The 22,281-nt window shown below is 40.6% G+C and carries 24 protein-coding genes; 16 read left to right on the forward strand and 8 right to left on the reverse strand.

Going from position 1 to position 22,281, the window contains the following annotated elements:
* The first annotated feature begins 26 nt into the window (after positions 1–26).
* The 4 genes from EW142_RS01060 to upp all read left to right on the forward strand — a co-directional run bounded on the left by EW142_RS01060 (position 27) and on the right by upp (position 2,073).
* Complete coding sequence (locus EW142_RS01060; RefSeq protein WP_130608427.1) at positions 27–470, forward strand: hypothetical protein; 444 nt, start codon at positions 27–29, stop codon at positions 468–470.
* Positions 470–709 (forward strand): hypothetical protein, encoded by a 240-nt coding sequence (locus EW142_RS01065; protein WP_240740127.1) that lies wholly within the window; start codon positions 470–472, stop codon positions 707–709. Before EW142_RS01060 ends, EW142_RS01065 begins: the two co-directional genes overlap by 1 nt.
* A gap of 26 nt (positions 710–735) precedes the next feature.
* Positions 736–1,254: a hypothetical protein gene (locus EW142_RS01070; protein WP_130608430.1), complete on the forward strand. Its 519-nt coding sequence runs from the start codon at positions 736–738 to the stop codon at positions 1,252–1,254.
* Between the two features lie 165 nt (positions 1,255–1,419).
* Positions 1,420–2,073: a uracil phosphoribosyltransferase gene (gene upp, locus EW142_RS01075; RefSeq protein WP_130608433.1), complete on the forward strand. Its 654-nt coding sequence runs from the start codon at positions 1,420–1,422 to the stop codon at positions 2,071–2,073.
* Between the two features lie 24 nt (positions 2,074–2,097).
* On the opposite strand, the gene EW142_RS01080 is transcribed toward upp, so the two are convergent.
* From EW142_RS01080 to EW142_RS01090, 3 genes are all read right to left on the reverse strand, one after another.
* Positions 2,098–3,471: an MBL fold metallo-hydrolase RNA specificity domain-containing protein gene (locus tag EW142_RS01080; RefSeq protein ID WP_130608436.1), complete on the reverse strand. Its 1,374-nt coding sequence runs from the start codon at positions 3,469–3,471 to the stop codon at positions 2,098–2,100.
* 7 nt (positions 3,472–3,478) lie between these two features.
* Positions 3,479–4,321, reverse strand: coding sequence for an ATP cone domain-containing protein (locus EW142_RS01085; RefSeq protein ID WP_130608439.1), 843 nt, complete (start codon positions 4,319–4,321; stop codon positions 3,479–3,481).
* An 81-nt stretch (positions 4,322–4,402) separates the two neighbouring features.
* Positions 4,403–5,227 (reverse strand): universal stress protein, encoded by an 825-nt coding sequence (locus tag EW142_RS01090; protein WP_130608442.1) that lies wholly within the window; start codon positions 5,225–5,227, stop codon positions 4,403–4,405.
* Between the two features lie 227 nt (positions 5,228–5,454).
* Between EW142_RS01090 and EW142_RS01095 the strand changes: the two genes are divergently transcribed.
* The 6 genes from EW142_RS01095 to EW142_RS01120 all read left to right on the forward strand — a co-directional run bounded on the left by EW142_RS01095 (position 5,455) and on the right by EW142_RS01120 (position 10,551).
* Positions 5,455–6,876, forward strand: coding sequence for an MBL fold metallo-hydrolase (locus tag EW142_RS01095; protein ID WP_130612358.1), 1,422 nt, complete (start codon positions 5,455–5,457; stop codon positions 6,874–6,876).
* A 32-nt stretch (positions 6,877–6,908) separates the two neighbouring features.
* Positions 6,909–8,156 (forward strand): NAD(P)/FAD-dependent oxidoreductase, encoded by a 1,248-nt coding sequence (locus EW142_RS01100; RefSeq protein WP_130608445.1) that lies wholly within the window; start codon positions 6,909–6,911, stop codon positions 8,154–8,156.
* A 180-nt stretch (positions 8,157–8,336) separates the two neighbouring features.
* Positions 8,337–8,789, forward strand: coding sequence for a DUF2267 domain-containing protein (locus tag EW142_RS01105; protein WP_130608448.1), 453 nt, complete (start codon positions 8,337–8,339; stop codon positions 8,787–8,789).
* 137 nt (positions 8,790–8,926) lie between these two features.
* The gene (locus tag EW142_RS01110; protein WP_130608451.1) at positions 8,927–9,559 is read left to right on the forward strand and encodes a WG repeat-containing protein; all 633 of its coding nucleotides are present in this window, start codon (positions 8,927–8,929) and stop codon (positions 9,557–9,559) included.
* Positions 9,560–9,662: 103 nt separating this feature from the next.
* Positions 9,663–10,172, forward strand: coding sequence for a hypothetical protein (locus EW142_RS01115; protein ID WP_130608453.1), 510 nt, complete (start codon positions 9,663–9,665; stop codon positions 10,170–10,172).
* 10 nt (positions 10,173–10,182) lie between these two features.
* Positions 10,183–10,551 (forward strand): GerW family sporulation protein, encoded by a 369-nt coding sequence (locus tag EW142_RS01120; protein ID WP_130608456.1) that lies wholly within the window; start codon positions 10,183–10,185, stop codon positions 10,549–10,551.
* 49 nt (positions 10,552–10,600) lie between these two features.
* On the opposite strand, the gene EW142_RS01125 is transcribed toward EW142_RS01120, so the two are convergent.
* Positions 10,601–10,975, reverse strand: coding sequence for a hypothetical protein (locus tag EW142_RS01125; RefSeq protein WP_130608459.1), 375 nt, complete (start codon positions 10,973–10,975; stop codon positions 10,601–10,603).
* A gap of 114 nt (positions 10,976–11,089) precedes the next feature.
* Between EW142_RS01125 and EW142_RS01130 the strand changes: the two genes are divergently transcribed.
* From EW142_RS01130 to EW142_RS01145, 4 genes are read left to right on the forward strand one after another with little or no spacing between them, the layout of a single operon-like run.
* Positions 11,090–12,181: a site-2 protease family protein gene (locus EW142_RS01130; RefSeq protein WP_130608462.1), complete on the forward strand. Its 1,092-nt coding sequence runs from the start codon at positions 11,090–11,092 to the stop codon at positions 12,179–12,181.
* A complete protein-coding gene (locus EW142_RS01135; RefSeq protein WP_130608465.1) occupies positions 12,181–13,275 on the forward strand; it encodes an efflux RND transporter periplasmic adaptor subunit in 1,095 nt (364 codons plus the stop codon). The genes EW142_RS01130 and EW142_RS01135 overlap by 1 nt, the downstream gene beginning before the upstream one ends.
* Positions 13,272–14,534, forward strand: a complete 1,263-nt coding sequence (locus EW142_RS01140; RefSeq protein WP_130608468.1) for an ABC transporter permease — start codon at positions 13,272–13,274, stop codon at positions 14,532–14,534. Before EW142_RS01135 ends, EW142_RS01140 begins: the two co-directional genes overlap by 4 nt.
* A gap of 11 nt (positions 14,535–14,545) precedes the next feature.
* Entirely contained in the window at positions 14,546–15,256 is a 711-nt protein-coding gene (locus EW142_RS01145; protein WP_130608470.1) for an ABC transporter ATP-binding protein, read from the forward strand.
* Between the two features lie 24 nt (positions 15,257–15,280).
* On the opposite strand, the gene EW142_RS01150 is transcribed toward EW142_RS01145, so the two are convergent.
* Genes EW142_RS01150 through EW142_RS01160 form a run of 3 tightly spaced genes read right to left on the reverse strand, consistent with a single transcriptional unit; the run spans position 15,281 to position 17,823 of the window.
* Positions 15,281–16,258: an MlaD family protein gene (locus EW142_RS01150; RefSeq protein ID WP_130608473.1), complete on the reverse strand. Its 978-nt coding sequence runs from the start codon at positions 16,256–16,258 to the stop codon at positions 15,281–15,283.
* Positions 16,259–16,264: 6 nt separating this feature from the next.
* A complete protein-coding gene (locus tag EW142_RS01155) occupies positions 16,265–17,044 on the reverse strand; it encodes an ABC transporter ATP-binding protein (protein WP_240740128.1) in 780 nt (259 codons plus the stop codon).
* Complete coding sequence (locus EW142_RS01160) at positions 17,041–17,823, reverse strand: MlaE family ABC transporter permease (RefSeq protein ID WP_130608476.1); 783 nt, start codon at positions 17,821–17,823, stop codon at positions 17,041–17,043. Before EW142_RS01160 ends, EW142_RS01155 begins: the two co-directional genes overlap by 4 nt.
* A 153-nt stretch (positions 17,824–17,976) precedes the next feature.
* Here EW142_RS01160 and EW142_RS01165 point away from each other — a divergent pair, with 153 nt between their 5' ends.
* On the forward strand, positions 17,977–18,246 hold the full coding sequence (locus EW142_RS01165) for a heavy-metal-associated domain-containing protein (RefSeq protein ID WP_130608478.1): 270 nt from the start codon (positions 17,977–17,979) through the stop codon (positions 18,244–18,246).
* Positions 18,247–18,249: 3 nt separating this feature from the next.
* Here the strand turns inward: EW142_RS01165 and EW142_RS01170 are convergent, their stop codons facing one another.
* Positions 18,250–19,077 carry a patatin-like phospholipase family protein gene (locus EW142_RS01170; protein ID WP_165395197.1) on the reverse strand — a complete coding sequence of 276 codons (828 nt, stop codon included), beginning with the start codon at positions 19,075–19,077 and terminating at the stop codon, positions 18,250–18,252.
* A 279-nt stretch (positions 19,078–19,356) separates the two neighbouring features.
* Between EW142_RS01170 and EW142_RS01175 the strand changes: the two genes are divergently transcribed.
* Positions 19,357–22,161 (forward strand): helix-turn-helix and ligand-binding sensor domain-containing protein, encoded by a 2,805-nt coding sequence (locus tag EW142_RS01175; RefSeq protein ID WP_240740180.1) that lies wholly within the window; start codon positions 19,357–19,359, stop codon positions 22,159–22,161.
* Positions 22,162–22,281 lie beyond the last annotated feature (120 nt).

A 22,281-nucleotide genomic window follows, 5' to 3' on the forward strand; every position in this document is an offset into this window, starting at 1 on the left:
GCTCCATAACCTTCTAATACATTGTCATGAATAACTCTGGAATCCAATCACATACCCTATACTTAGAAAAAGCAGGCGTTGAAGAACTTTATGCCTCTTCCAAAGAATGGAAATCCGATTTGGATTTCTTTCGAGAGGATCTGCAGTTTTTGAGGAATCTCATGAGAAGTTATTTCATATGGATTGTGGAAAAAGGTAATGCCGACGATATACGCATACTAAATGATGGGCTGAACGGACTAACTCGAAAATGTCGTTGTTTGATCAAGAAAGTGGACAAACATATGGAATCGCTGGTTCAGGTTTTTGAAGCTTCTTACTCGGAATATTTTCAACGGTTGAGCGAAGAACATTCTCAGCTGGCCGTAGAGGTCGAGAACCTGAAAAAAGAGTTTAGAGAGGTGAAAAAAGATGTTTTTGTTATAGCGCAGCATGCCATCGAAATAAAAAAGTCTCAATTGCTATCGTAATGAATCAAAAAAACGGTGCTGTGAAGGAAATAAAAGAGATATTGAGTGAAATTATTTTGCTGACCAATCAGATTGAGTTGGAATATCCAGAACTGTACAAGTTTTTGGAAGAGCAGCCTATGACCATCCCAGCAGAGAACAACCCTAAAATAGATCGTGACACCCTCGAAGATTATATGAATGGACTACGGCAGTTGTTGGAACATTACGTTGAGGAGCATCAATTGAGAAGAGTATAACAACTTGGATTACCTAAGGAAAAACTATGAAATGGATTAAAAAAATATTGATCACCCTTCTGATTTTAGTGCTCTTGTTGTTTGCCTTGGCCACCTGGTACAAAAACACCTTTTCGATGGATCCGGTGACAGGTTATACCGTAAAGTCGGATGAAATGCCCAAAAGCATGCTCATCGCAACGCAGGGCAGCATGTTTAAAGACGCCATTACCAAAGGCATCATTGATGAATATGCCAATGACTCAATTCATGTCAACGTGATAGATGTTTTGAAAATAGGGAAAGAAAACACTTCAAACTATGATGTAATGGTACTTATCCACACTTGGGAAAATTGGAAAGCACCAAAAGAAGTTGAGGACTTCGTATTGGCATTGAGTGAAGTAGATAAAACAAAGACCGTGGTACTGACCACCTCAGGAAAGGGCGATTCTAAGATGGATAATTTGGACGCTATTACAGGGGAGTCTGACCTTGAAAATTCCCAAGAATTTTTGGAAGAGATAATTTCCAAAATAGAAGCGGTTTTGAACGCACCGCAGTAGCAAAATACCCCTATTTTCTTTAGGACCATTCCGAGCCTTGGATTCAATGAATAACCAATGGGCTCAAAAAAAGACTTCATCCCAAATTTCTGGTATACCTTTATAGTCGGGCAATCGGGCGAACCAATTCCTTAGTTTTATACTAACCAGCAAAATAGAAGTTTGATGATTATCCATCGATTTGACAAAGACACTTCCCTCCTAAATACATTTATAGCTGAAATACGTGATAGCCAAATACAAAAGGACTCCATGCGTTTTCGAAGAAATATTGAGCGTATTGGTGAAATCTTGGCTTACGAGTTGAGCAAGACCTTAGATTATAAGGATGAAACTATTCAGACTCCGTTGGGCACCAAGAAAACGAGCTTGGCCACGGAACAATTGGTGCTCTGCTCTGTGCTACGAGCCGGTTTGCCATTGCATCACGGACTTTTAAGTTATTTCGACCGGGCGGAAAATGCGTTTATCTCAGCGTATCGACACCATCCTGATGGGGGTGATGATTTTGAAGTCATCGTAAAATATTTTGCCGCACCTTCCCTAGATGGTAAAACCTTAATTCTGACCGATCCCATGCTGGCCACAGGCAAAACCTTGGAGAATGTCCGCCAAGCTTTAAAATCCCATGGCACTCCTAAAAAAATTCATATTGTTTCAGTAATTGGGTCGAAAGATGGGGTAGCCCATGTTCAAGAAGTTTTTCCAGAAGACACCCAACTATGGATTGCCGCAATTGACGATGAGTTGACTAGTAAGGGGTATATCGTGCCTGGTTTAGGTGACGCAGGAGATTTGGCCTATGGTGTAAAACTGTAAGCCTAGAATAGGAATAGAGGTTTGTTAAAGGGCCAGTGTTACAATTTCATGTAGCTGAGGTATATGGCAACGCCATTTTTTTTCATCAACTATTTTAGTTCTGAAAGCATCTAGAGCCGTAGTTTCTCCATGAACCAGAAATATTTTTTCGGGTATATTCTTGATTTCATCTATCCAATGCAAAAGCTCTTGTTGGTCCGCATGGGCGGAAAGGCTCTCTAAATGCAAGACGGTGGCATTGACCGGACAATATTTACCCATAAGTTTAATTTCATGAGCCCCTTCCAAGAGTTGTCTTCCACGGGTTCCTTCCGCCTGAAATCCCACAAGAATCACGGTTGTATCGGGATTGTCAACCAACTGCTTCAAATAGGTCAAAACCCTACCCCCGGTAACCATTCCGCTTCCGGCTATAACAATTTTTGGTCTTGGGTCATCAATGGTTTCCCAGGTCTGGGCGTACGAGCTTACCAAATGAACATGATTGCACATGTTGCGATACTCTTTTTCTGAAAGTTTATGCCATTTGGGAAAACGGCCAAAAATTTCAAGGACATTGATACCCATGGGGCTATCGACAAAAATGGGAATGTTGGGGATAACATTTTTGTCGTAAAGCTTCCAAAGCAAGTACATTACCGATTGCAAACGTTCAACGGCAAATGTGGGAATGATCAATGCAGATCTTTTTCTTATGGTGTGCTTTACCATATCAACAAAAATGGATTCCAAAGCCTCATGAGGGTGATTTTTATTTCCGTAGGTGCTTTCGATGAAAAGATAGTCCGCCCAGTTCGGTCGAATGGGAGCATCCAAAAGATCATCCTGCAATCTTCCGAGGTCTCCTGAAAAAACGAAACGTTTTTCATGCAAATCCAATTCAATGAACGTAGAACCTAGGATATGACCATTAAATCGAAATCGAACCTTATGCCCGGCGGGGGAAAGCGGAATCCATTTTCCTGGTTCGATTGCCTTAAAGAATCGGAGTGTTTCTTCTACTTCGTCAATTGTGTAAAGGGGAAGAGCAGGCTTGTGTTTGCTGAATCCTTCTTTATTGGCCTTCTCGGCTTCCTCCTCTTGTATTTTGGCACTATCCTTTAGGATAATTTCGGCTATTTCCAAAGTTGGGGCCGTACCCAAGACTTTGCCTTTAAAACCCTGCTTTACCAAAAGCGGAAGGTAACCCACATGGTCAAAATGACCATGGGTGAGGAGTACGGTGTTGATTTTGCTCACATCAATAGGTAGAGGTTTCCAATTTTCTTCCCTTAGCGATTTTGCGCCTTGAAACATACCGCAATCCACTAGGATACCGTAATCTTCCAACTCCAAATAAAACTTGGAACCTGTTACCGTTCCCACTCCCCCTAGAAAATGTATTTTCAAGTGTTTCATCGCATTGTTAAACTATGCAGAGTTGTTTCATTTCTTCGATAATTCTTTCCTTTCTGCTATTCGAGATCCCTAAATGGTCCAGTAAATAAATTTTCCCCAGTATTTGTCTGCATAAAACCACATTCTGGTTCAATAAGAATTGTTTTTCCCTGTTGGAAAGAAGTGTGGATACGGTAAGGGGATAAAGCCCAAGTCTATCGATTCGGTCTTTTAGGGCATTATCTTTTGGATGGTCCCAACTTAAAAGATAAAGTCCCATGCATTTCCCATAGTTAAGGGCATCTGCGGTAAATCGTGTGTTGGTAACCACCCAACCCTCAATGCTTTGAAGTTCTTTTTTATTGGTTTTGATCAAGGGTTCCTTTACATCTGAGTATCTGGAATGTACATACATAGGCACTTTAACATTGCATTTTAACCCCTGTTCACCATGAAACTTACATTCAATTATGTTCCACTGCCCATTTTTTACGGCAACCACATCAATTTCATGTGAAACACAGGTTCCCTTTAGCGTTTGGTTTATCTGTGTTTCATACCCGGAATAGTGGAGCACCCCACTAACAAATTGCTCGAAAGGAAAACCTGTTGGACCTAACTCATATATCGCTTTTTTGAGTTTGTATTTGGAAGCATAGACCGATTTCCCCCTTTTGAGCATCGCGAAGGCCCGATTGTAAATTTCCCTGGTGGATATGCCAGGATAAAGTTCATCGATTACCTGATTGACAATTTTTTTGACCAATGTATCGTTAGCTCCGCTTGCTTTGAGCGATTTTCTCAATTTGTGGACTTTGAAACCTGTGGTTTCCCCAGAGGATTTAATGATTTGAAAATCTTGACTTTCCATAAAACAAACAATTCCAACCCGTTCATCACCGTTGTGTAGCTGGAGCTTCCCTTTCGAGCGTATACCCCATTACCTTTACACTCAATGTGTTTTGAAGGTTATTACCGGAATATTGGCGCGATTGGCGATATCCTCTCCAATGCTTCCCAAGAAGAAATGGGCCAGACCCCTTCTGCCATGAGTCGGAATGACCACTGCATCAGCATGGATTTTTTCGGCATAATGCAAAACTCCCTTTTCAACACTGTAATCGCTGTAAATAACAACTTCTTCTGTTAGATTGATTTCTTTCTGGATTTCATCTATTTCTGAGGTGAGCTCCTTATCACTCTTGAAATTTAAAGTGGGCCGGTTTACATACACTGGATAAAGGCGGGCAGAGAAAAAATCGGCAAACTTTTTTGCCCTTTTATATACATTTAGAATTTCTTCCTTGAAATTCCACGCAAAAACTAGGGAGTCCAACTTGAAATTTGAAATCTTTTTTTTAACCACCAATACAGGTATATCTGAAGTACGGACCACTTTCTCTGTATTGGAACCTACAAAAGAATCCAACAAACCACTTTCCCCATGAGATCCCATGACGACTAAATCGATATGGTGCTCTCTTACGATTGCATTGATTTCACTGAAAATTTTATAGTTCTGAACCATAAGCTCCAGCTTTACTCCTTTAAGGAAATCCTCATTTAAAAATTTCGCAAAGTGTTTTTTAGCCAAGTCCATGTAATATTCTGCTTCTTTCTGCTCTTCCGATTCGTTTAGGGCCAGTCTTGACGGGGAAATGCCAATCATATGAAGTACGGTGATTTGCATTTTTTTCTCCCCTGCAATTTGGGCAGCGACCTCCAAAGCATATTTAGAATAATCGGAAAAATCTACAGGTACCAGAATCCTTTCCATGGGATAGCTTTTATAGATTCAAATGTATTGGAGCATTTCTTTATGCACCATGACCAGTATCATATAAATGAAAATAGTGACATAAAACTTGACTGGTGATTCAGTGCACTTGCAAGCTGATTCAGATCAGTTTTTTTTACCTCTATTTTTTGGATGTTTGCAACTGCATTTGACGTAGAATGCTGTAAAAGAATTACTTAAAGAAAACGTACTGAAATTTACCAATGATGAAAGTAGAACAGATTTATACCGGATGTTTGGCTCAAGGAGCCTATTATATTGAAAGTGATGGCAAAGCTGCCATAATTGATCCTTTAAGGGAGGTAGAGCCCTATATTCAAATGGCTGAAGAACGTGGGGCTAGCATAGAATATGTTTTTGAAACCCATTTTCATGCTGATTTTGTATCGGGCCATGTGGATTTGGCCAATAAAACAGGTGCTAAAATCATCTATGGACCAACCACAATGGAAACAGGCTTTGATTTCATTTCCGCTGAAGATGGTCAGGAATTTAAACTTGGGAATGCGACCATACGATTAATTCACACACCTGGACATACCATGGAGAGTAGCTGTTACCTTTTGATTGATGAAACGGGCCAGCCGACTTCGCTCTTCACCGGGGATACTTTGTTCATTGGGGATGTCGGTAGACCCGATTTGGCGCAAAAAGTCATTTCTGAACTTACCCAGGAAAAACTAGCGGGCTTGCTATTTGAATCGTTACGCAACAAGATTATGCCCTTGGACGACAAACTTATTGTTTACCCCGGGCATGGCGCGGGAAGCGCCTGTGGAAAAATGATGAGTGACGAGACGACCGATACCCTGGGCCATCAAAAGAAGACCAATTATGCCCTAGATCCATCTCTAAGCAAAGAAGCGTTTATAGACAGTGTCCTTACCGGATTGACTCCACCTCCGGGTTATTTCCCCCAAAACGTCCTTCTGAACATAAAAGGATACGAAAACATTGACGAAGTAGTAAAAAAAGGAACCAAGCCGCTTAGCGTTCCTGCATTCGAGGCGGCAAAGGAAGAAACCTGTGCGGTTATTGTGGATACAAGAGATGCCCAAGATTTTGGGCATGGATTTATTGAAGATTCGTACAACATAGGTTTGGATGGAAGTTTTGCGAATTGGGTTGGTACTACCATAATGGATGTGAAGACACCTTTGCTCATCATTGCAGATAAGGGTAAGGAAGAAGAAGTAGCCACCCGATTGGCACGAATAGGTTTCGATAACACCTTGGGCTACTTAAAGGGAGGTGTCAAAGCATGGCAGAAAGCTGACAAACCCGTAGAACGGATTAAGTCAATTTCACCGGAACGCTTGGCCATAATTATGGAAGAAAAGCATGTAAATCTAATTGATGTTCGCAGGAAGAGCGAATACAATAGCGAACATGTATTGCATTCCATCAACTTGCCCTTGGACTACGTCAAGGACCATCTAAGTCAAATTGATAAACAAAAGGTCTATTACGTATACTGCCGAAGCGGATATAGATCTATGGTCTTTGTATCCATCCTAAGGTCTTTGGGTTACGAAAACCTTATTGATATTAAGGGTGGATTCACAGCAATAAGTGCTTCTGGAAAATTCGATATTTCAGAATATGAGGCACCAACGACCATGCTGTAATTGCTAAAACAAAATTTCAAAATAAGACTGCTATGTCAAAGAGGTATCAAATACTTATTGTTGGAGGCGGCACCGCCGGAATCATGGTGGCAAGCAGCCTTCTTCGGAAAAATCCAAAATTGCAACTGGGCATCATTGAGCCCTCTGCTTGTCATTGGTATCAACCGGTTTGGACTCTGGTTGGAGGCGGGACGTATAGCTATAGAAAAAGCCAAAGGCCCATGAAATCTGTCATACCCAGGTTAGCCGATTGGATTCAGGATAGCGTAGTATCCGTGGATGCGGAAAACAATAGAGTATCGACCCAAAATGGGAAAGAATACCGATATGAATATCTGGTCATGGCTCCAGGCCTAAAGCTCGACCCTTCACTAATTGAAGGACTTCCAGAGGTATTGGACAAAGGGGTGGTCTGTAGCAACTACACCGACCCGAATCATACTTGGGATGTCATTAAAAAATTCAACGGAGGTACTGCCTTATTTGTTCAGCCGCCCAAACCCTATAAATGCGGAGGGGCACCCCAGAAAATCATGTATCTCGCCGATGATTATTTTAGAAGAAGGGGAATCAAAAAGAAAACGAATGTGGTATTCGCATCTGCTGCGGATGCCATATTCGCGGTCCCTGAGATAGCCAAAACCCTGTGGAAAGTGGTCCATAGAAAAAAAATAAACGTAAAGTTTGGGCACGAGCTAAAAAAAATTGACGGTTTAAATAGGGTAGCCTGGTTTAAGGCTACACCTAATTTTGAGGAACATAACCCAATAGCTTTGGATATTTCGGAAAGGGATGGTTTGGTCGGCATTAAGTATGATATGATTCATGTGGTTCCTATAAATACTCCTCCTGATTTTGTTAAAGGTACCAATCTTGTGGATGAAAATGGTTGGCTGGATGTAGATCCTGCCACCTTACAACATAGGCGTTTTGATAATGTCTTTGGTTTAGGGGATGCATCCAATGTGCCCACCTCAAAAACTGGTGCGGCCATTCGAAAACAGGCTCCTGTAGTTGTGGAAAATTTACTTGGTCTGATAAAATCAAATACCTTATCCACTAAAACTTATGATGGCTATTCATCTTGCCCTTTTATTACAGGGTATGGTAAAATGGTACTTGCCGAGTTTGACTATTCCAAAAAGTTTTTGCCCGACCCCAAACTGAAACGTTTGTTCATAAAGGATTCATCCAAAGAACATTGGAGGCTTTGGGTACTTAAAAAATACATTTTGCCTTGGCTCTACTGGACTAAGATGTTAAAGGGTAAAGAAGTTTAAAGAGCAAATATTTTTCGCCGCTTCAAAATTGGCGCCATAGGTCAAACACCTATCATTCTTTCTAGTTTATGCAATAGCTTTTGGAATCAAATGGGAGCATCATTAGGCAAAGTGACCTCTATCATATGACCATCAAAAGGAATTCCACATATTTATTGGTATAACAATTAATTGAAAATCATGGCTCTTAATTTTAATCAATACGCGGCGGAAGGAAATACTTTTTTAAAGCAATACACCAAGGAAATGGACTTGGGCGACAATCGTGATAAAGCCGGTAGAATTTTGACATCAATTTTACATGCACTACGGGATATTATTACGACAGAGGAATCATTACAGTTTATCGCCCAATTGCCCATGTTCATTAAAGCGGCATATGTAAATGGATGGACTATTAGAAAGAAAAAAGTGAAAGCCAAGAACATGACACAGTTTATCGACTTGGTACGGAAGCACGATGGTCAGGCGGCAATCAACGATTTTGAGTATAGCGATGAAGTTGCGGAAAACTATATTATGGCCACCTTTGTTTTCTTAAGAAAATATGTTTCCATGGGAGAAATGGAAGACATTAGGGACGGCCTGCCCAAGGATTTGAAGAGTATGATAGCATCTTATATTATCATTTAACATTCCTTCAGAAAACACCGTTTTTATTTTGGGAACAAGCAGACACTAACCCCTGTGAAAAGGGGTAAAGGGCTGACAATAATCATTTTACAATAAAGGGTGAAACAATACCTTGCCGAAAATTAATATCCAAGATTATGAGAACTATATATGCATTACTCGTGTTACTTTTTGTGTTCCCTGTTTCCGGTTTCAGCCAAGAAAAGTTGGAAGGCATAGATGAGATAGGAAGCTTCGCAGAGGGACTGGCCGCAGTGCGAAAGGGAAACCAATGGGGCTTCATTGATGAAAAAGGTCAACTTGCCATTGACTTTCGGGATGATGTGGTGTGGAACCGAAATACGCAATCTGGGGATATTGGGATAACAGGCATTCGATATCCGGCATTTCAAGAAGGTATGTGTTTAGTTCAAAAAATAGATGATGAAATTCCCATGTATGGCTTTATCAACAAAAAGGGAGAGCTTGTGGTTGACTATCAGTTTCTTAACGTATCCCAATTTAAGAATGGATATGCTACGGGTGTAATTGTGGACAAAGTTTTTAGAGGGACCAACGAGTTTAAATTAAGAATCTACGACTTCAAGTTTCACGATGTTCTTCTTGATTCTTCCGGAAAAATTGTTGAATTCTTTGATAGACGCTATAACATTCAATTGACCAAAAAAAGATATGAGGTTCCAGAAATACGGGCCAAATATTTGGCCAATGATATGGTAGCCGTTTATTTGGAGGACAAGGGCTGGGAAATTCGAAAAGTGGTTCTGTAAATCAACGATTCCCAGGAATTATTTCTACTAAAATTGAGCTCAGATTGACCCACATCATTTGAAAAAGAATGGTGGGTGCCTTCCTTTGCACAAAGCTTAAAAGATGTGGTGGCTACTTGCATCGGTTCTTATTGTTCTGTGTATTGTTTACCTCTTGTTTGTTCCGGTTATACTGTACATAGACACCCAAAACAACTCCTATTTTGTAAGATTAAAGGGTTTGGTAAAGGCAAGTGTACTTGCAGATGAAGAGGAGATAATTAAAGTGCACTTTCAGATGGGACTTATCCACTTCAATCTTTATCCCTTGAGAAAGAGGTCCAAAAAAAGAAAGAAGAAAAAGGAAATCAAGAAAGTAGAAAGTAAGCCGTCCAAGCATTTCCCACTTAGTTACCGTAAGGCGAAGCGACTCCTAAAATCTTTTAAGCTCAAAAAAATTTATTTAGATCTCGATACTGGGGACTTTACACTTAACGCAAAATTGTACCCGGTATTCGCCTTCCTGAATCACTATTATGGAAGATTCCATATAAACTTTCAAGGAAAAAATAGAATGGTGCTATGTCTTCAAAACAGGCCCATTAATATCATCAAAGTATTTATTAACTCTTAAAACATAGGTCATGGAATTACATTTTGAAGAACTGTTGGCGCAGATTACGGATTTTATAAAAACGGAGGCCAACACAGAAACAGTCGTCGGAAAACAATTTGAATTGGGAGAGTTCATTTGTGTGCCGGTCATTAAAGTAGGTATGGGATTTGGCTCTGGTGGAGGCGAAGGTACCGAAGCCAAAGGAAGTAAAGGAGAAGGAATGGGAGCTGGAGCCGGAATGGGCATCGAACCCATTGGATTCTTGGTCACCCGAGGAGATGAGATATCTTTCTTGGAAGCTGGAAAAACCCACGGTTTGGCCGCAGCATTTGAAAAAGTGCCGGACATGATTGCTAAAATTGCCGAAAGTCGACAAAAGGAAAAAGAGACGGTATAGTACAAGGCTATAGCCAATGGATTAGGAAAGGAGGTTTTAACCTCCTTTTTTAGGTATATCCCTTCAACAACAAGAAAACTCCCAAAAACAGAAGCAGCACATATAGCACTTGAAAGAATTTCACGTTCTTAAATTGAAGCCATGCTGCTGACTTTACAGGAAATGTAAAGAAAGCAATACCCACAATTAAAGAAATCCAGCCAATCAATGTGATGGACAGCCTCCAATCACTGACCCATATGTTGTGAAAAAGGATATTTAAGATTCCCATGATAATGGCCACAAAGGCAGTCACTAAAAGGAATTTTTTGTCCAGTAAATATTCAAAAATCGCTGTGATGCGCTTTGGATTGAACACCAAAACCAAGAAGAAAACGATAAGGTATGATCCCCAAAACTTTGCTAAGAATAAAGATGTCTCCATGATTTGCTTGTATAGTGGTTCTTACCAAATGTAAGACTAGGGATAAGGTTCAGTTATGATTTTTGTCATTTCAACGGAAGGGCATCGTCGCTAATTTCACTAAAAATTAAAAGGATGAAGGGTTCGCTCAAATTGGGTAAGGTATCTGGTATTCAGATTGAAGTCCATTGGACCTTCACGCTTCTTCTTCTATGGGTGGCCTTTATTGAAGTACAACGCGGAGGCACTGCTGCCACTATTTTGATGAACATGGTCTTTATTGTGGTGCTCTTTTTCTGTGTGGTGCTTCATGAGCTGGGACATGCGTTAACTGCAAAAAGGTTTCAGGTGAATACTAAGAGAATTACCCTTTTGCCCATTGGTGGTGTGGCTTCGCTGGAAAAGATCCCGGAAAAACCTGAACAAGAATTGTTGGTGGCTTTGGCGGGGCCAGCCGTAAACGTGGTCATTGCCCTTCTATTATTGCTCGTTGTTCCCTTAAGGGAATATCTTAGTCTAGACCCTGAATCTTTGGATAACTTACTTAACGCCGGCGATTTTCAAAACTTTCTGTTTTTTCTCTTTTTGGCGAATACCATGCTGGTTGTTTTTAATTTAATTCCAGCCTTTCCCATGGATGGAGGTAGGGTTTTTAGGGCCCTGCTTTCCTTTAAATTGGGAAGAGTAAAGGCTACCGAAGTCGCTGCCGGCCTTGGTCAAGCCCTTGCAGTTCTGTTTTTTGTATTGGGTCTTTTCCTCAATCCGTTTTTGATTTTGATTGCCCTGTTTATTTTCTTCGGAGCTTTTGGTGAAAATCAAATGGTGAAACGAAGCGCCTTGTTAAAGGGCCATTTGGTGCAGGAAGCCATGCTCACGGATATTACCCTCCTAAACCCTGAAACAACGGTAGAGGAAGTCATAAATGTGGTTTTGAAAGGCACGGAAAAACAATTTTTGGTTGTGGATGGAGATGAGGTGTTGGGTATTGTCGACCATAAGACGGTCTTAAAACATGCCAAAGAAGCAAAACGCCCAGTAGTTGAAATCATGAAGAAAGAAGTCCAAGAAATTGAAGCCTCAGCTGAGGTTACAAAGGCCCTTGAGTTAATGGCCAAGGGAAGCACCGATTTTTTGGCCGTCACAGCCAACGGGCTTCTTGCCGGTGCCATCGACCGCGCCAATATTGGAGAATTCATTCTTTTACAAACGAATCTATCCGCAGAATAATGACAACAAAATTGAACCTTTTTATCACCGTTTTCGTTGTAATAGCCTTATTGGGCTGCAATAATGAGGATGGAAGAATTTTACCCAAGAAGACTGCGATTACAGAGTCGGTTTATGCATCGGTGACCATTCAGCCAGATAGTCTTTATCAGGCATATGCAGCGGTTGCCGGTATTTTAGATCATAATTTGGTAGAAGAGGGAGATACGGTCATGAAGGGACAGCCTATTCTTCAAATAATCAACAGTTCGCCTAAGTTGGGAGCAGAAAATGCGCGTTTGGCCTATGAGCTGGCCAAGGAAAATTACAATGGCTCGGCGGCAATTCTAAAAAGTATAGAAGAGGAAATTGAGGCGGCTACACTAAAGTTTACGAACGATTCCATCAACTACTTTAGGCAACAAAACCTTTGGAACAAGAAAATTGGAAGCAAAGCCGATTATGACAATAGAAAATTGGCCTATGAACTTTCCAGGAATAATTTGCAAGTTTTAAAAAGCAAGTACAATCGTACCCAAAACGAACTGGAAACCCAACTAAAGCAAGCAGAAAACAACTATAAAACCTCTCAAATTGCCACAGAAGACTTTACGGTGAGCAGTAAAATAGATGGAAAGGTGTATGCATTGTACAAAAATCCGGGAGAAATTGTTACTACCATGGAACCTTTGGCTTCTCTGGGAAGAAGGGAAGTTTTCATCATTGAAATGTTGGTGGATGAAGTGGACATTGTCAAAATCAGGAAGGGACAAAAAGTGATTATCACCTTGGATGCGTATAATTCTGAAGTATTTGAGGCCAAAGTGAACAAGATTTATCCCAAAAAGGACGAACGTTCACAGACATTTACCATCGAAGCGGTGTTTATGGACCCTCCCGAAATTTTGTATCCAGGACTTGCCGGCGAGGCCAATATTGTCATAGCTCAGAAATCGGAAGCCTTGGTCATACCCAAAGCCTATTTGATGGACGGTAACCAGATTCAAACAGAAGATGGCCCTATTACGGTAGACATTGGTCTCCAAAGTTTAGATGAGGTCGAAATCACAAATGGATTGGAAGCTGATACGTACATCCTAAAACCGTCCCAATGATAAACTGGAAAGTAATATTGGGCATTGCCAAAACCCATATGGTCACAAAAATGAAATCGACTGTGACGGCGTCTTTGGGAGTAACATTTGGAATTGGGGCCTATATCACCCTTGTAAGTTTTATGACTGGACTTAATACCTTGCTGGACGATTTGATATTAAACCAAACCCCCCATATTCATTTATACAATGAAATTGAACCGTCTGCCAAACAACCCATCTCTTTTGTCGACAATTTTGAAGATGCTTTTAATATTGTCCATTCGATAAAGCCAAAACAGAGTCAGACCAAAATCCATAATGCACTGCCAATTTTGAGCTACCTACGAAAGGATGAAACGGTTCGAGGTGCTACACCCCAAGTAAGGACTCAAATTTTTTATCTGTCGGGATCTATAGAACTAGGCGGCAGCCTTACGGGGATAGATGTGATGGAGGAGGTTCGTCTTTCCAATCTGCAAGACTACATTGTGAAAGGCACCCCTGAAGCCTTACGAAATTATGATAGCGGGATACTGCTGGGAGCAGGAGTGGCAAAAAAGATGTCTTTGGATGTCGGGGATAGGGTACAAATCAGTACCGCAAAGGGAGATGTTTTCCCATTGAAAATTGTTGGAATATACCAAAGTGGCATTGCGGAAGTGGATAATGTTCAAAGTTTCGCCAATGTAAAAACGGTACAACGGATATTGGGAGAAGCTGAAAATTATATAACCGACATCAATGTGAAGCTCTTTGATATGAACCTTGCGGTTCCAATGGCGAAGCAATTGAGTCGTCAGTTTAAGATTAAGGCCACTGACATTAAGGAGGCCAACGCACAGTTTGAAACGGGAACCACAATTCGTAATCTGATCACCTACTCGGTGTCCGTTACCCTTCTGATTGTAGCCGGTTTTGGTATCTACAATATCCTGAATATGTTGATCTATGAAAAAATGAAGGATATAGCCATCCTTAAGGCAACAGGTTTTTCGGGGCGGGATGTACAATTGATTTTTATGAGTCAAGCCGTATTGATAGGTGCCATTGGAGGGGTGAGTGGCTTGCTTATCGGCTTGGGCCTTTCAAGGGTCATCGACAATGTAGCCTTTGAAACTGAGGCATTGCCCACAATTACGACATATCCTGTTAACTACAATCCCTGGTTTTATATCATTGGAATTACGTTTGCCCTGATCTCTACGTTTGTTGCGGGATATTTACCTTCCAATAAGGCCAGAAAAATTGACCCGGTCCGTATTATTCGAGGAACTTAAATTCAAAGAGCATGGGACTCGTTTTAAAAGCAGAAAAAATCAACAAACACTTCAAAAAACCTGTATTGTTCCATGTACTTAGGGATATCGGTTTTGAAGTGGAAATTGGTGAATTTGTTACCATCATGGGCAAGTCAGGTTCAGGGAAGTCCACACTGCTTTATATCCTTTCAACCATGGACACCGATTATGATGGCAAGCTCTATCTCAATAACGAATTGGTAACGGGTAAACCTGCCCAGGAACTTTCGCGAATCCGTAACAAAAATATTGGCTTTGTATTTCAATTCCACTATTTGCTGTCGGAATTCAGCGTTTTGGAGAATGTGATGTTGCCAGCGAAGAAACTGGATGAAAAATCCCATGAGGAAATTGAACATGATGCGATACAAAAACTGACCATGCTCAATATCGGACACTTGGCCAAAAAACGAGCTTCTCGCATTTCCGGAGGTGAAAAGCAACGTGTTGCCATTGCAAGGGCGTTGATCAATAACCCTTCCATACTGATGGGGGATGAGCCTACCGGTAATTTGGACAGCTATAATTCTGAAAACGTGTTTCAAATATTCAAACAATTGAAGGAAGAGCAGGGGTTATCACTTTTGGTGGTCACCCATGATTTGGATTTTGCCAAACGCACGGACAGAATTATTGAAATGGAAGATGGGCAAATAATCAATGGGGCCTATAAGACTGAAAAGCAAATTCAGATGAGCTGATGCAGGGGACCGGGGATGCCTTATTCAGTTCGAATTGCTCTTTTGCTCCTTAGCCTGTTTTTTGAAGTACCTGCGGGTTAAAAAATTATGTTTTAAGGCCTCCATGTTCTCATTGAAGCGTCCGGTTCCTTGTTCTATGTTTTCTATGGTTCGTTCCAATTGTTTTACCAAGGAAGTATCTCTCGTCAAATAAGCCAAGGCCCCTTCCTCAGAATTAAGGTCTTTTGAAAGACCGTTTAGGTTGTCGAGAAGTGTATCAAGATGAACACTGGAATTTTCCAGATTTTGAACAATCCCTTTCATTTTTATTCCGGCAATCGAATCTCGTAGTAGAAAATGCATAAGGGTTCCCTCAGAACCAACACTTGCCAAAAGGGAATTCAATTCCTTGGTCGCTGCATTCGTTTGGATACTGGTTTGTTTCAAGTTTCCAACAATTTCTTGAAGATCATGAGCCATTAAAGTATCATTGAGCAACCTCCCGAATGTACCTTTTCCATTCTTCAAAGATTCAGTAATTTGAAGTAAATCGGCAGTCAACAAGGCCGCATTTTGGTTGGTGACGTTAAGTGTGCTCAACATATCCTCAGCCCCAATTCGACTGTACGAATCGATTTCATCCCCGTCTTCAACAATGTCTATAGAACCCTTTCCTGGAATAATGTTTATGATCATACTTCCGACCAACCCATCAGAACCAATGGTGGCGATGGCATCCTTTTTTATATGCTTTTGCATTTTTTCTTCAATGAACATCCGTACCCGTATCGTTGAGTCATTCTCCATGTCAATGCCTTTGACGGTACCTACATTAATTCCAGAAAACCTAACGTTGTTGCCCAACTGAAGCCCATTCACATTGTTGAAGACCGCTGAAATGGAAAAGTTTTTACTGAAGAGATTCTGATTATTTCCGATTAAATAAGCTCCAACAGTGATGAGTATGGTGCCGAGCACCACAAATAAACCAAGTCTTACACGTTCTGCACTTGTTTTAGCCATCGTTCTTTATTTGAAAAAGGCTTGGATTTGTTGATCCTTCGCCTTTGCAAGTTCGTTAAAAGTTCCCTCGGCATAATTTATGCCATCCACCAACAGAATCATCCTTTCAGAAATGACCCTTGCGCAATCAACATCGTGGGTGATGATTAGGGATGAGGTTTCATATTTTCTCTGAATGTTTCGCATAAGCTCGATGATTTCTTTCGAGGTTATGGGATCTAAGCCACTTGTTGGTTCGTCATACAGAATAATTTTGGGCTGCATGATCAAAGTTCTGGCCAACGCCACCCGCCGCTTCATGCCTCCGGAGAGTTCACTGGGCATGAGGTCCACAGCATGGGCAAGTCCCACATTGCCCAAGGCTTCCATAACCCTTTTTTCTGCATTGAGGTTACCTTCAAAGCGTTTTTTATGACGTCTTAAAGGAAACTCAAGGTTTTCGCGAACCGTCATGGAGTCGTACAAGGCACTGCCCTGGAATAAAAACCCCACATCGGTGCGCAGCTCATCCAAACTATCCTGATCCAAGCGGGTCACATCTTTTCCCATAACGTTGATACTGCCCGAATCAGGTGCCATTAAACCGATAAGGCATTTGATCATTACCGATTTTCCAGACCCTGATTTTCCCATGATCACCAAATTCTCACCTTTAAAAAGTGTCATATTAAAACCGCGAAGAACATGGTTGTCCCCAAAGCTTTTCCGGAGATCTTTGATATCAATCATAATCTCTTCTCCTTGAGGTTTGGTCATTACCGTTGCTATATCGTTAGCTTCTTTCATAACTCATAGAAAATATCCGAAATAAACACCGCTATAAAATCCAAAATAAAGATTAGCATTGAGGCCATTACCACAGCCGTATTGGCTGCTTTTCCAACGCCAACTGTACCTTTTTTACAGAAATAACCTTTATAACATCCTACCAAACCAATGGCAAAACCAAAAAAGAAGGATTTTATGGTTGCAGGAATTAAATCTCCATATTCCAACGAATTAAAAACCTCATTGAAATACAATTGGAAGGACACATCTCCTTTGAAATACTCAACCAATGAGGACCCATACAAGGCAAGGATATCTCCAAAAAGTACCAATAGAGGCACCATGAGGGTGGTGGCCGTAATTCTTGTTACGACCAGATAATTAAAAGGATTGGTCCCAGAAACTTCCATAGCGTCAATTTGTTCGGTCACTCGCATCGAACCCAATTCAGCTCCCATTCCAGATGCTATTCTTCCTGCACAAATCAAAGCAATGACCACGGGTCCCACCTCTCGTACAATGGAAATGCCTACCATATCGGGCATCCATGACACAGCGCCAAATTCTATCATTGTGGGCCGGGTTTGCAGGGTAAGCACAAGACCAATAATGAATCCGGTAATGCCCACAAGTGTCATTGAGCGGTTACCCACGCTGTAGCATTGCCGTAAAAGCTCGTTGAATTCAAATGGTGGTTTAAAAAATTCCTTGAAGAAACGACCGGCAAAAAATGAAAGATCTCCTACTTCTTTGAAGAAGGATGTAATTCGGTCCCTTATGTCTAATGCTACGGTCATAACCGACTTACTATTTCCGCTATGCGGTATTATCAAATATACCCTGTACGGCACCCCAACCAAATGACAATTATCACAAAGACCGCATGATGTTTATCATTTTTAAGCTGCTGGTTGTAGACTAATTTGCGGCTGATTTATGTACGCTCCAAAATGAAAACAATAATTCGTATACAAAATTTAAAGTGTGGTGGATGCGCCAACACGATTGCAAAGCGACTAAAATCCTTGAATGGGGTACAAGATGTTTCAATCGAAGAAGATACTTCTCAGGTCAGCATTTTTCATGATTCTGGATGTAGTATTGAAGAAATTGAAAACATGCTTTCTAGGTTGGGATACCCTATTGAAGGATCTCAGAATGATAGTCTGAAACGGGCAAAATCCTATGTGAGCTGTGCTGCGGGCCGTTTAACTAAATAATGACTATGTCAATAAAGTGTTTACTACATTTTTACTGATATCCGTCTTCTCTTTTACTACTGATTCCCTTTGTGCTCTTTTTTCAAGCGCTTGAATCGTGGTTTGATAACCAACTTGAAAAATTTCATCGATGTGGTTGGTATTGAAAAGGCCGTACTTGCTCAAGCCCCTTGGATAGATGACCAAATCACATTGTGGAAATTTGCTCACAGAGTGTTGGTGAATTCTTAAATGAAATGCCCTGTCCAGCACAGTAAAGGAATTTTTGAATTCGGTAACCGCCATTTTTCGAATGGGACTTGCATATACACCATAGATTTCGTCGCACTGCTCTTTGATTGGATTTACCGGAAAGTTATCCAAGATTCCTCCATCGGAGTATAGTGTTCCCTTAATATCCACTGGGGTAAGAATACCTGGGAAAGAAGTGGACGCCAAAATGGGACGAATCAAATCTCCGGTATGGAATACCCTAATTTTTGCATTTACCAAATCGGTGGCGGTTACATATAGTTGTTTAGAAAGTGCCGCAAAATCATCTTCCTTGAAATAACCAAGAAGAAAATCGTAAAAGCTTTCTACATTGATAAAACCTCCCTTTCTTCTCGCCAATCGGTAAAGGTTGAAGAGTTTGATTTTCTTGAAGGTTTCTTTGATATCTTCAGGACTGTAATTGGCTGCATAAAAGGCACCAACAAGAGCTCCGGCACTAGCTCCTGAAATGATGTTGGGGTAAATGCCATATTCTTCAAATGCCTTAAGTGCTCCTGCTTGGGCCACGCACCGATAACCACCTCCGGAAAGAACTAGTCCAATATTCTTTTTGCTCATGGTCATTTGAATTAAAAAGTCTTTCCCAAATGTTGAAATCAAATACTTTCTGGGAGGAAAGCCTGAGTAGCTTTTTTGTTAGCCGGCCATAGGCCCCTACTAGGTCAAAGCTAAACCAGAATTTATGGGATCAAAATGACTTGTGTCAGAATTGCTCTTCTTAACACGAAGAATTTGGTCATTGCATTATGCTCTCTGAACTGCCTGCTTTTTAATGGCAAATGCCCATACCTTGGAATTTATCTTATATTTAAGCCAAGTATATAATTTCCATTGTTGGTGAGGTTACTTCGGCTGTTCTTATTTTTCTTTTCATTTGGATTGTGTTCTCAAGAACTTCCACCTATTCAAAATTTTGCTCCCTCGGAGTATAAGGGTGAAAATCAAAATTGGGCCATTTCCCAATCGCAGGAAAAGACAATTTTTGTAGCCAACAATAAAAATCTACTAGAATTTAATGGAGCTGAGTGGACAGCCTATCCTTCACCCAATGAAACGGTGATTCGTTCGGTAAGGGTGATAGGGGATAAGGTGTTTACCGGCTGTTATATGGAGTTTGGGTATTGGGACCGAAATGCATTTGGGATGCTTGAATATACTTCCATATCGGATCAACTTGATATTGAATTCATTCCCGATGAGGAGTTTTGGAACATTCTGGACATCGGGGACTATATCATTTTTCAATCCAAAAATCGAATATACATTTACAACACGGCTGATGCCTCGGTGTTCACCATTGATTCCATCAATACACTTCCTAAAATCTTTAATGTGGGCCAAAGTATTTACTTTCAGCGCTTTAACGAAGGAATTTTTAAAATCCAAGGAGGTACGGATATTTTGGTATTTGCTGACCCAGCAATCTTGGAAGATGAAGTGGTGGGAATTTTTCAAGATAACGATAACTTATTGATACTGACCCGTCGCAAGGGTTTTTTTAAAACGGAAGGTGGAGCCTTAGTTAAATGGGATATTAGTGCTGATAACCTCCTCTCAAATGTCAATGTTTATAGTAGCATGCGGTTGCAGGATCAAGGTTTTGCCTTGGGCACCATTTCCAACGGGCTACTTCTTCTTGACCCCGATGGGACTTTACTTTATCATGTAAAGCAAGTAAATGGGCTGCAGAATAATACCGTTTTATCGCTATTCGAGGATTTTGACAAGAATGTTTGGTTAGGTCTTGACAATGGTATCAGCTATATCAATCTAAAATCCCCGTTTCGTGTTTATCACGATAGCGAGGGCTTTGTGGGTAGTGTATATGATGCTGTTGTACAAGGGGAGACCTTGTATTTGGGTACCAACCAAGGGCTGTTTTACAAGAACTTGGAAAATGACTCTGGATTTACTCAAATCAATGGAACGCAAGGTCAAGTATGGTCGCTGTTCGTTTATGATGATACCTTTTTCTGTGCACATCATACCGGTACTTTTGTCATTGAAGGCAATAGGGCAAAAAAAATTGCCGACATTCCTGGAACATGGAAAATTGGCAAAGTAGAAGGGTCTCCAGAATATCTGTTACAGGGTAACTATGATGGGCTGTATGTTCTTGAAAACAAAAATGGAGCTTGGGGCCTCAGAAATAAGGTTGAAGGTTTTGATAATTCGGCCAGGTATTTTGAAAAGTTTGATGACGCGATTTTCGTCAATCATGAATACAAGGGGGTGTTCAGGATGGATATCGATGACTCGATGACAGCAGCGAAAGATATAAGGGTCGATACCTTGCTTAAAGGTTCAAACTCCAGTATCCTTAAATTCAAAGATGAGTTGTTGTATGCCTCCAGAAAAGGAATTTTAAAATATGATACGGCTCAAAGGAAGTTCGTCAAGGACTCTATTTTGAGTGAAATATATACTAGGGACGAGTTTACTTCAGGAAAATTGATTACGGATGATAGAAACAATTACTTGTGGGTTTTTGCGGATACGGATATCAACTATGTAACTAGCGGGAATCTTACCAATACCCCAAGCATTAACCAAATACCTTTATCTGCGAATGAGCGAAGTGGCATTGTAGGGTATGAAAGTGTAATTGGCCTACCGCAGGAGCAGTCATATCTTTTTGGTTCTAGTTCTGGGTACATTACGGCTAAAATTGATGATTTTGAAGTTGATGATTTTCAGGTGAACCTAAAGAATATCAGAAAAACGGGTAAAAATCTTGATGAAAAACAGCAAGCAATGGTAGCTCTGAATGCTGATGGTGATTTTAAGAGTAACGAGAATAATTTTACCATAAGCTATGCTGCAGCTGTTTACAATAAGTATCTGAAACCCGAATACCAATTTCAATTGCAGGGAATTTATCCAAATTGGAGCGCTTGGTCAGAAACTTCAAAGACCACTTTCGAGAATCTACCGCCAGGAGACTATACCTTTAATGTTAGGGCGAAAGCTGGGGATAAAATTTCAGAGAATGTGGCTTCGTACTCTTTTAAGGTTGCAAGGCCTTGGTACATTTCCAATGTTTTTATTGCCCTTTATGTGATGGGAATATTGTTGACCTCCATAGTTATACATAATGCCTACAAAAGATTCTATCACAAGCGTCAAGAAAAACTAATAGAAAAAAATGAAAGGGATTTGGCATTGGCGCAAGCTGAAAATGAGAAGGAGATCATCAGAATCAAGAATGAACAACTTAGGGAAGATTTTAATACAAAGAGCAAAGAATTGGCCGCCTCCACCATGAGTATCATTAGAAAGAACGAGCTTTTGTCCAAAATCAAAGAACTGCTGGTGGTCCATGTTAAAGATAAGGATGCTGTAAAACCAATCATTAATACCATTGATAGTAGTCTAAATCAAAGAGATGACTGGGAAATGTTCAAAGAAGCATTTAATAATGCGGATAGAAAGTTTCTGAAGAAGCTTAAAAAGGCACACCCCAACCTTTCCCCGAATGACATTCGTTTGTGCGCCTATCTTCGTCTAAATCTTTCATCCAAAGAGATAGCCCCATTACTTAACATATCGGCTCGCAGTGTCGAAATTAAACGGTACCGATTAAGAAAAAAGATGAACCTGGATCATGACGAAAACCTAGTCAACTACATCTTGAAGTTGTAAGTCCTTCGGAAATTCATCCAATTACCTCAACAACACCTATACAAAAGGGAATTTTCAGAAAAACCCCACATTTCAATTACACTCCCTAAACCCTGCAATAATGCAGGTTTTGTCAATTTC

Source organism: Flagellimonas allohymeniacidonis, from assembly GCF_004296335.1.
Taxonomy (GTDB): domain Bacteria; phylum Bacteroidota; class Bacteroidia; order Flavobacteriales; family Flavobacteriaceae; genus Flagellimonas; species Flagellimonas allohymeniacidonis.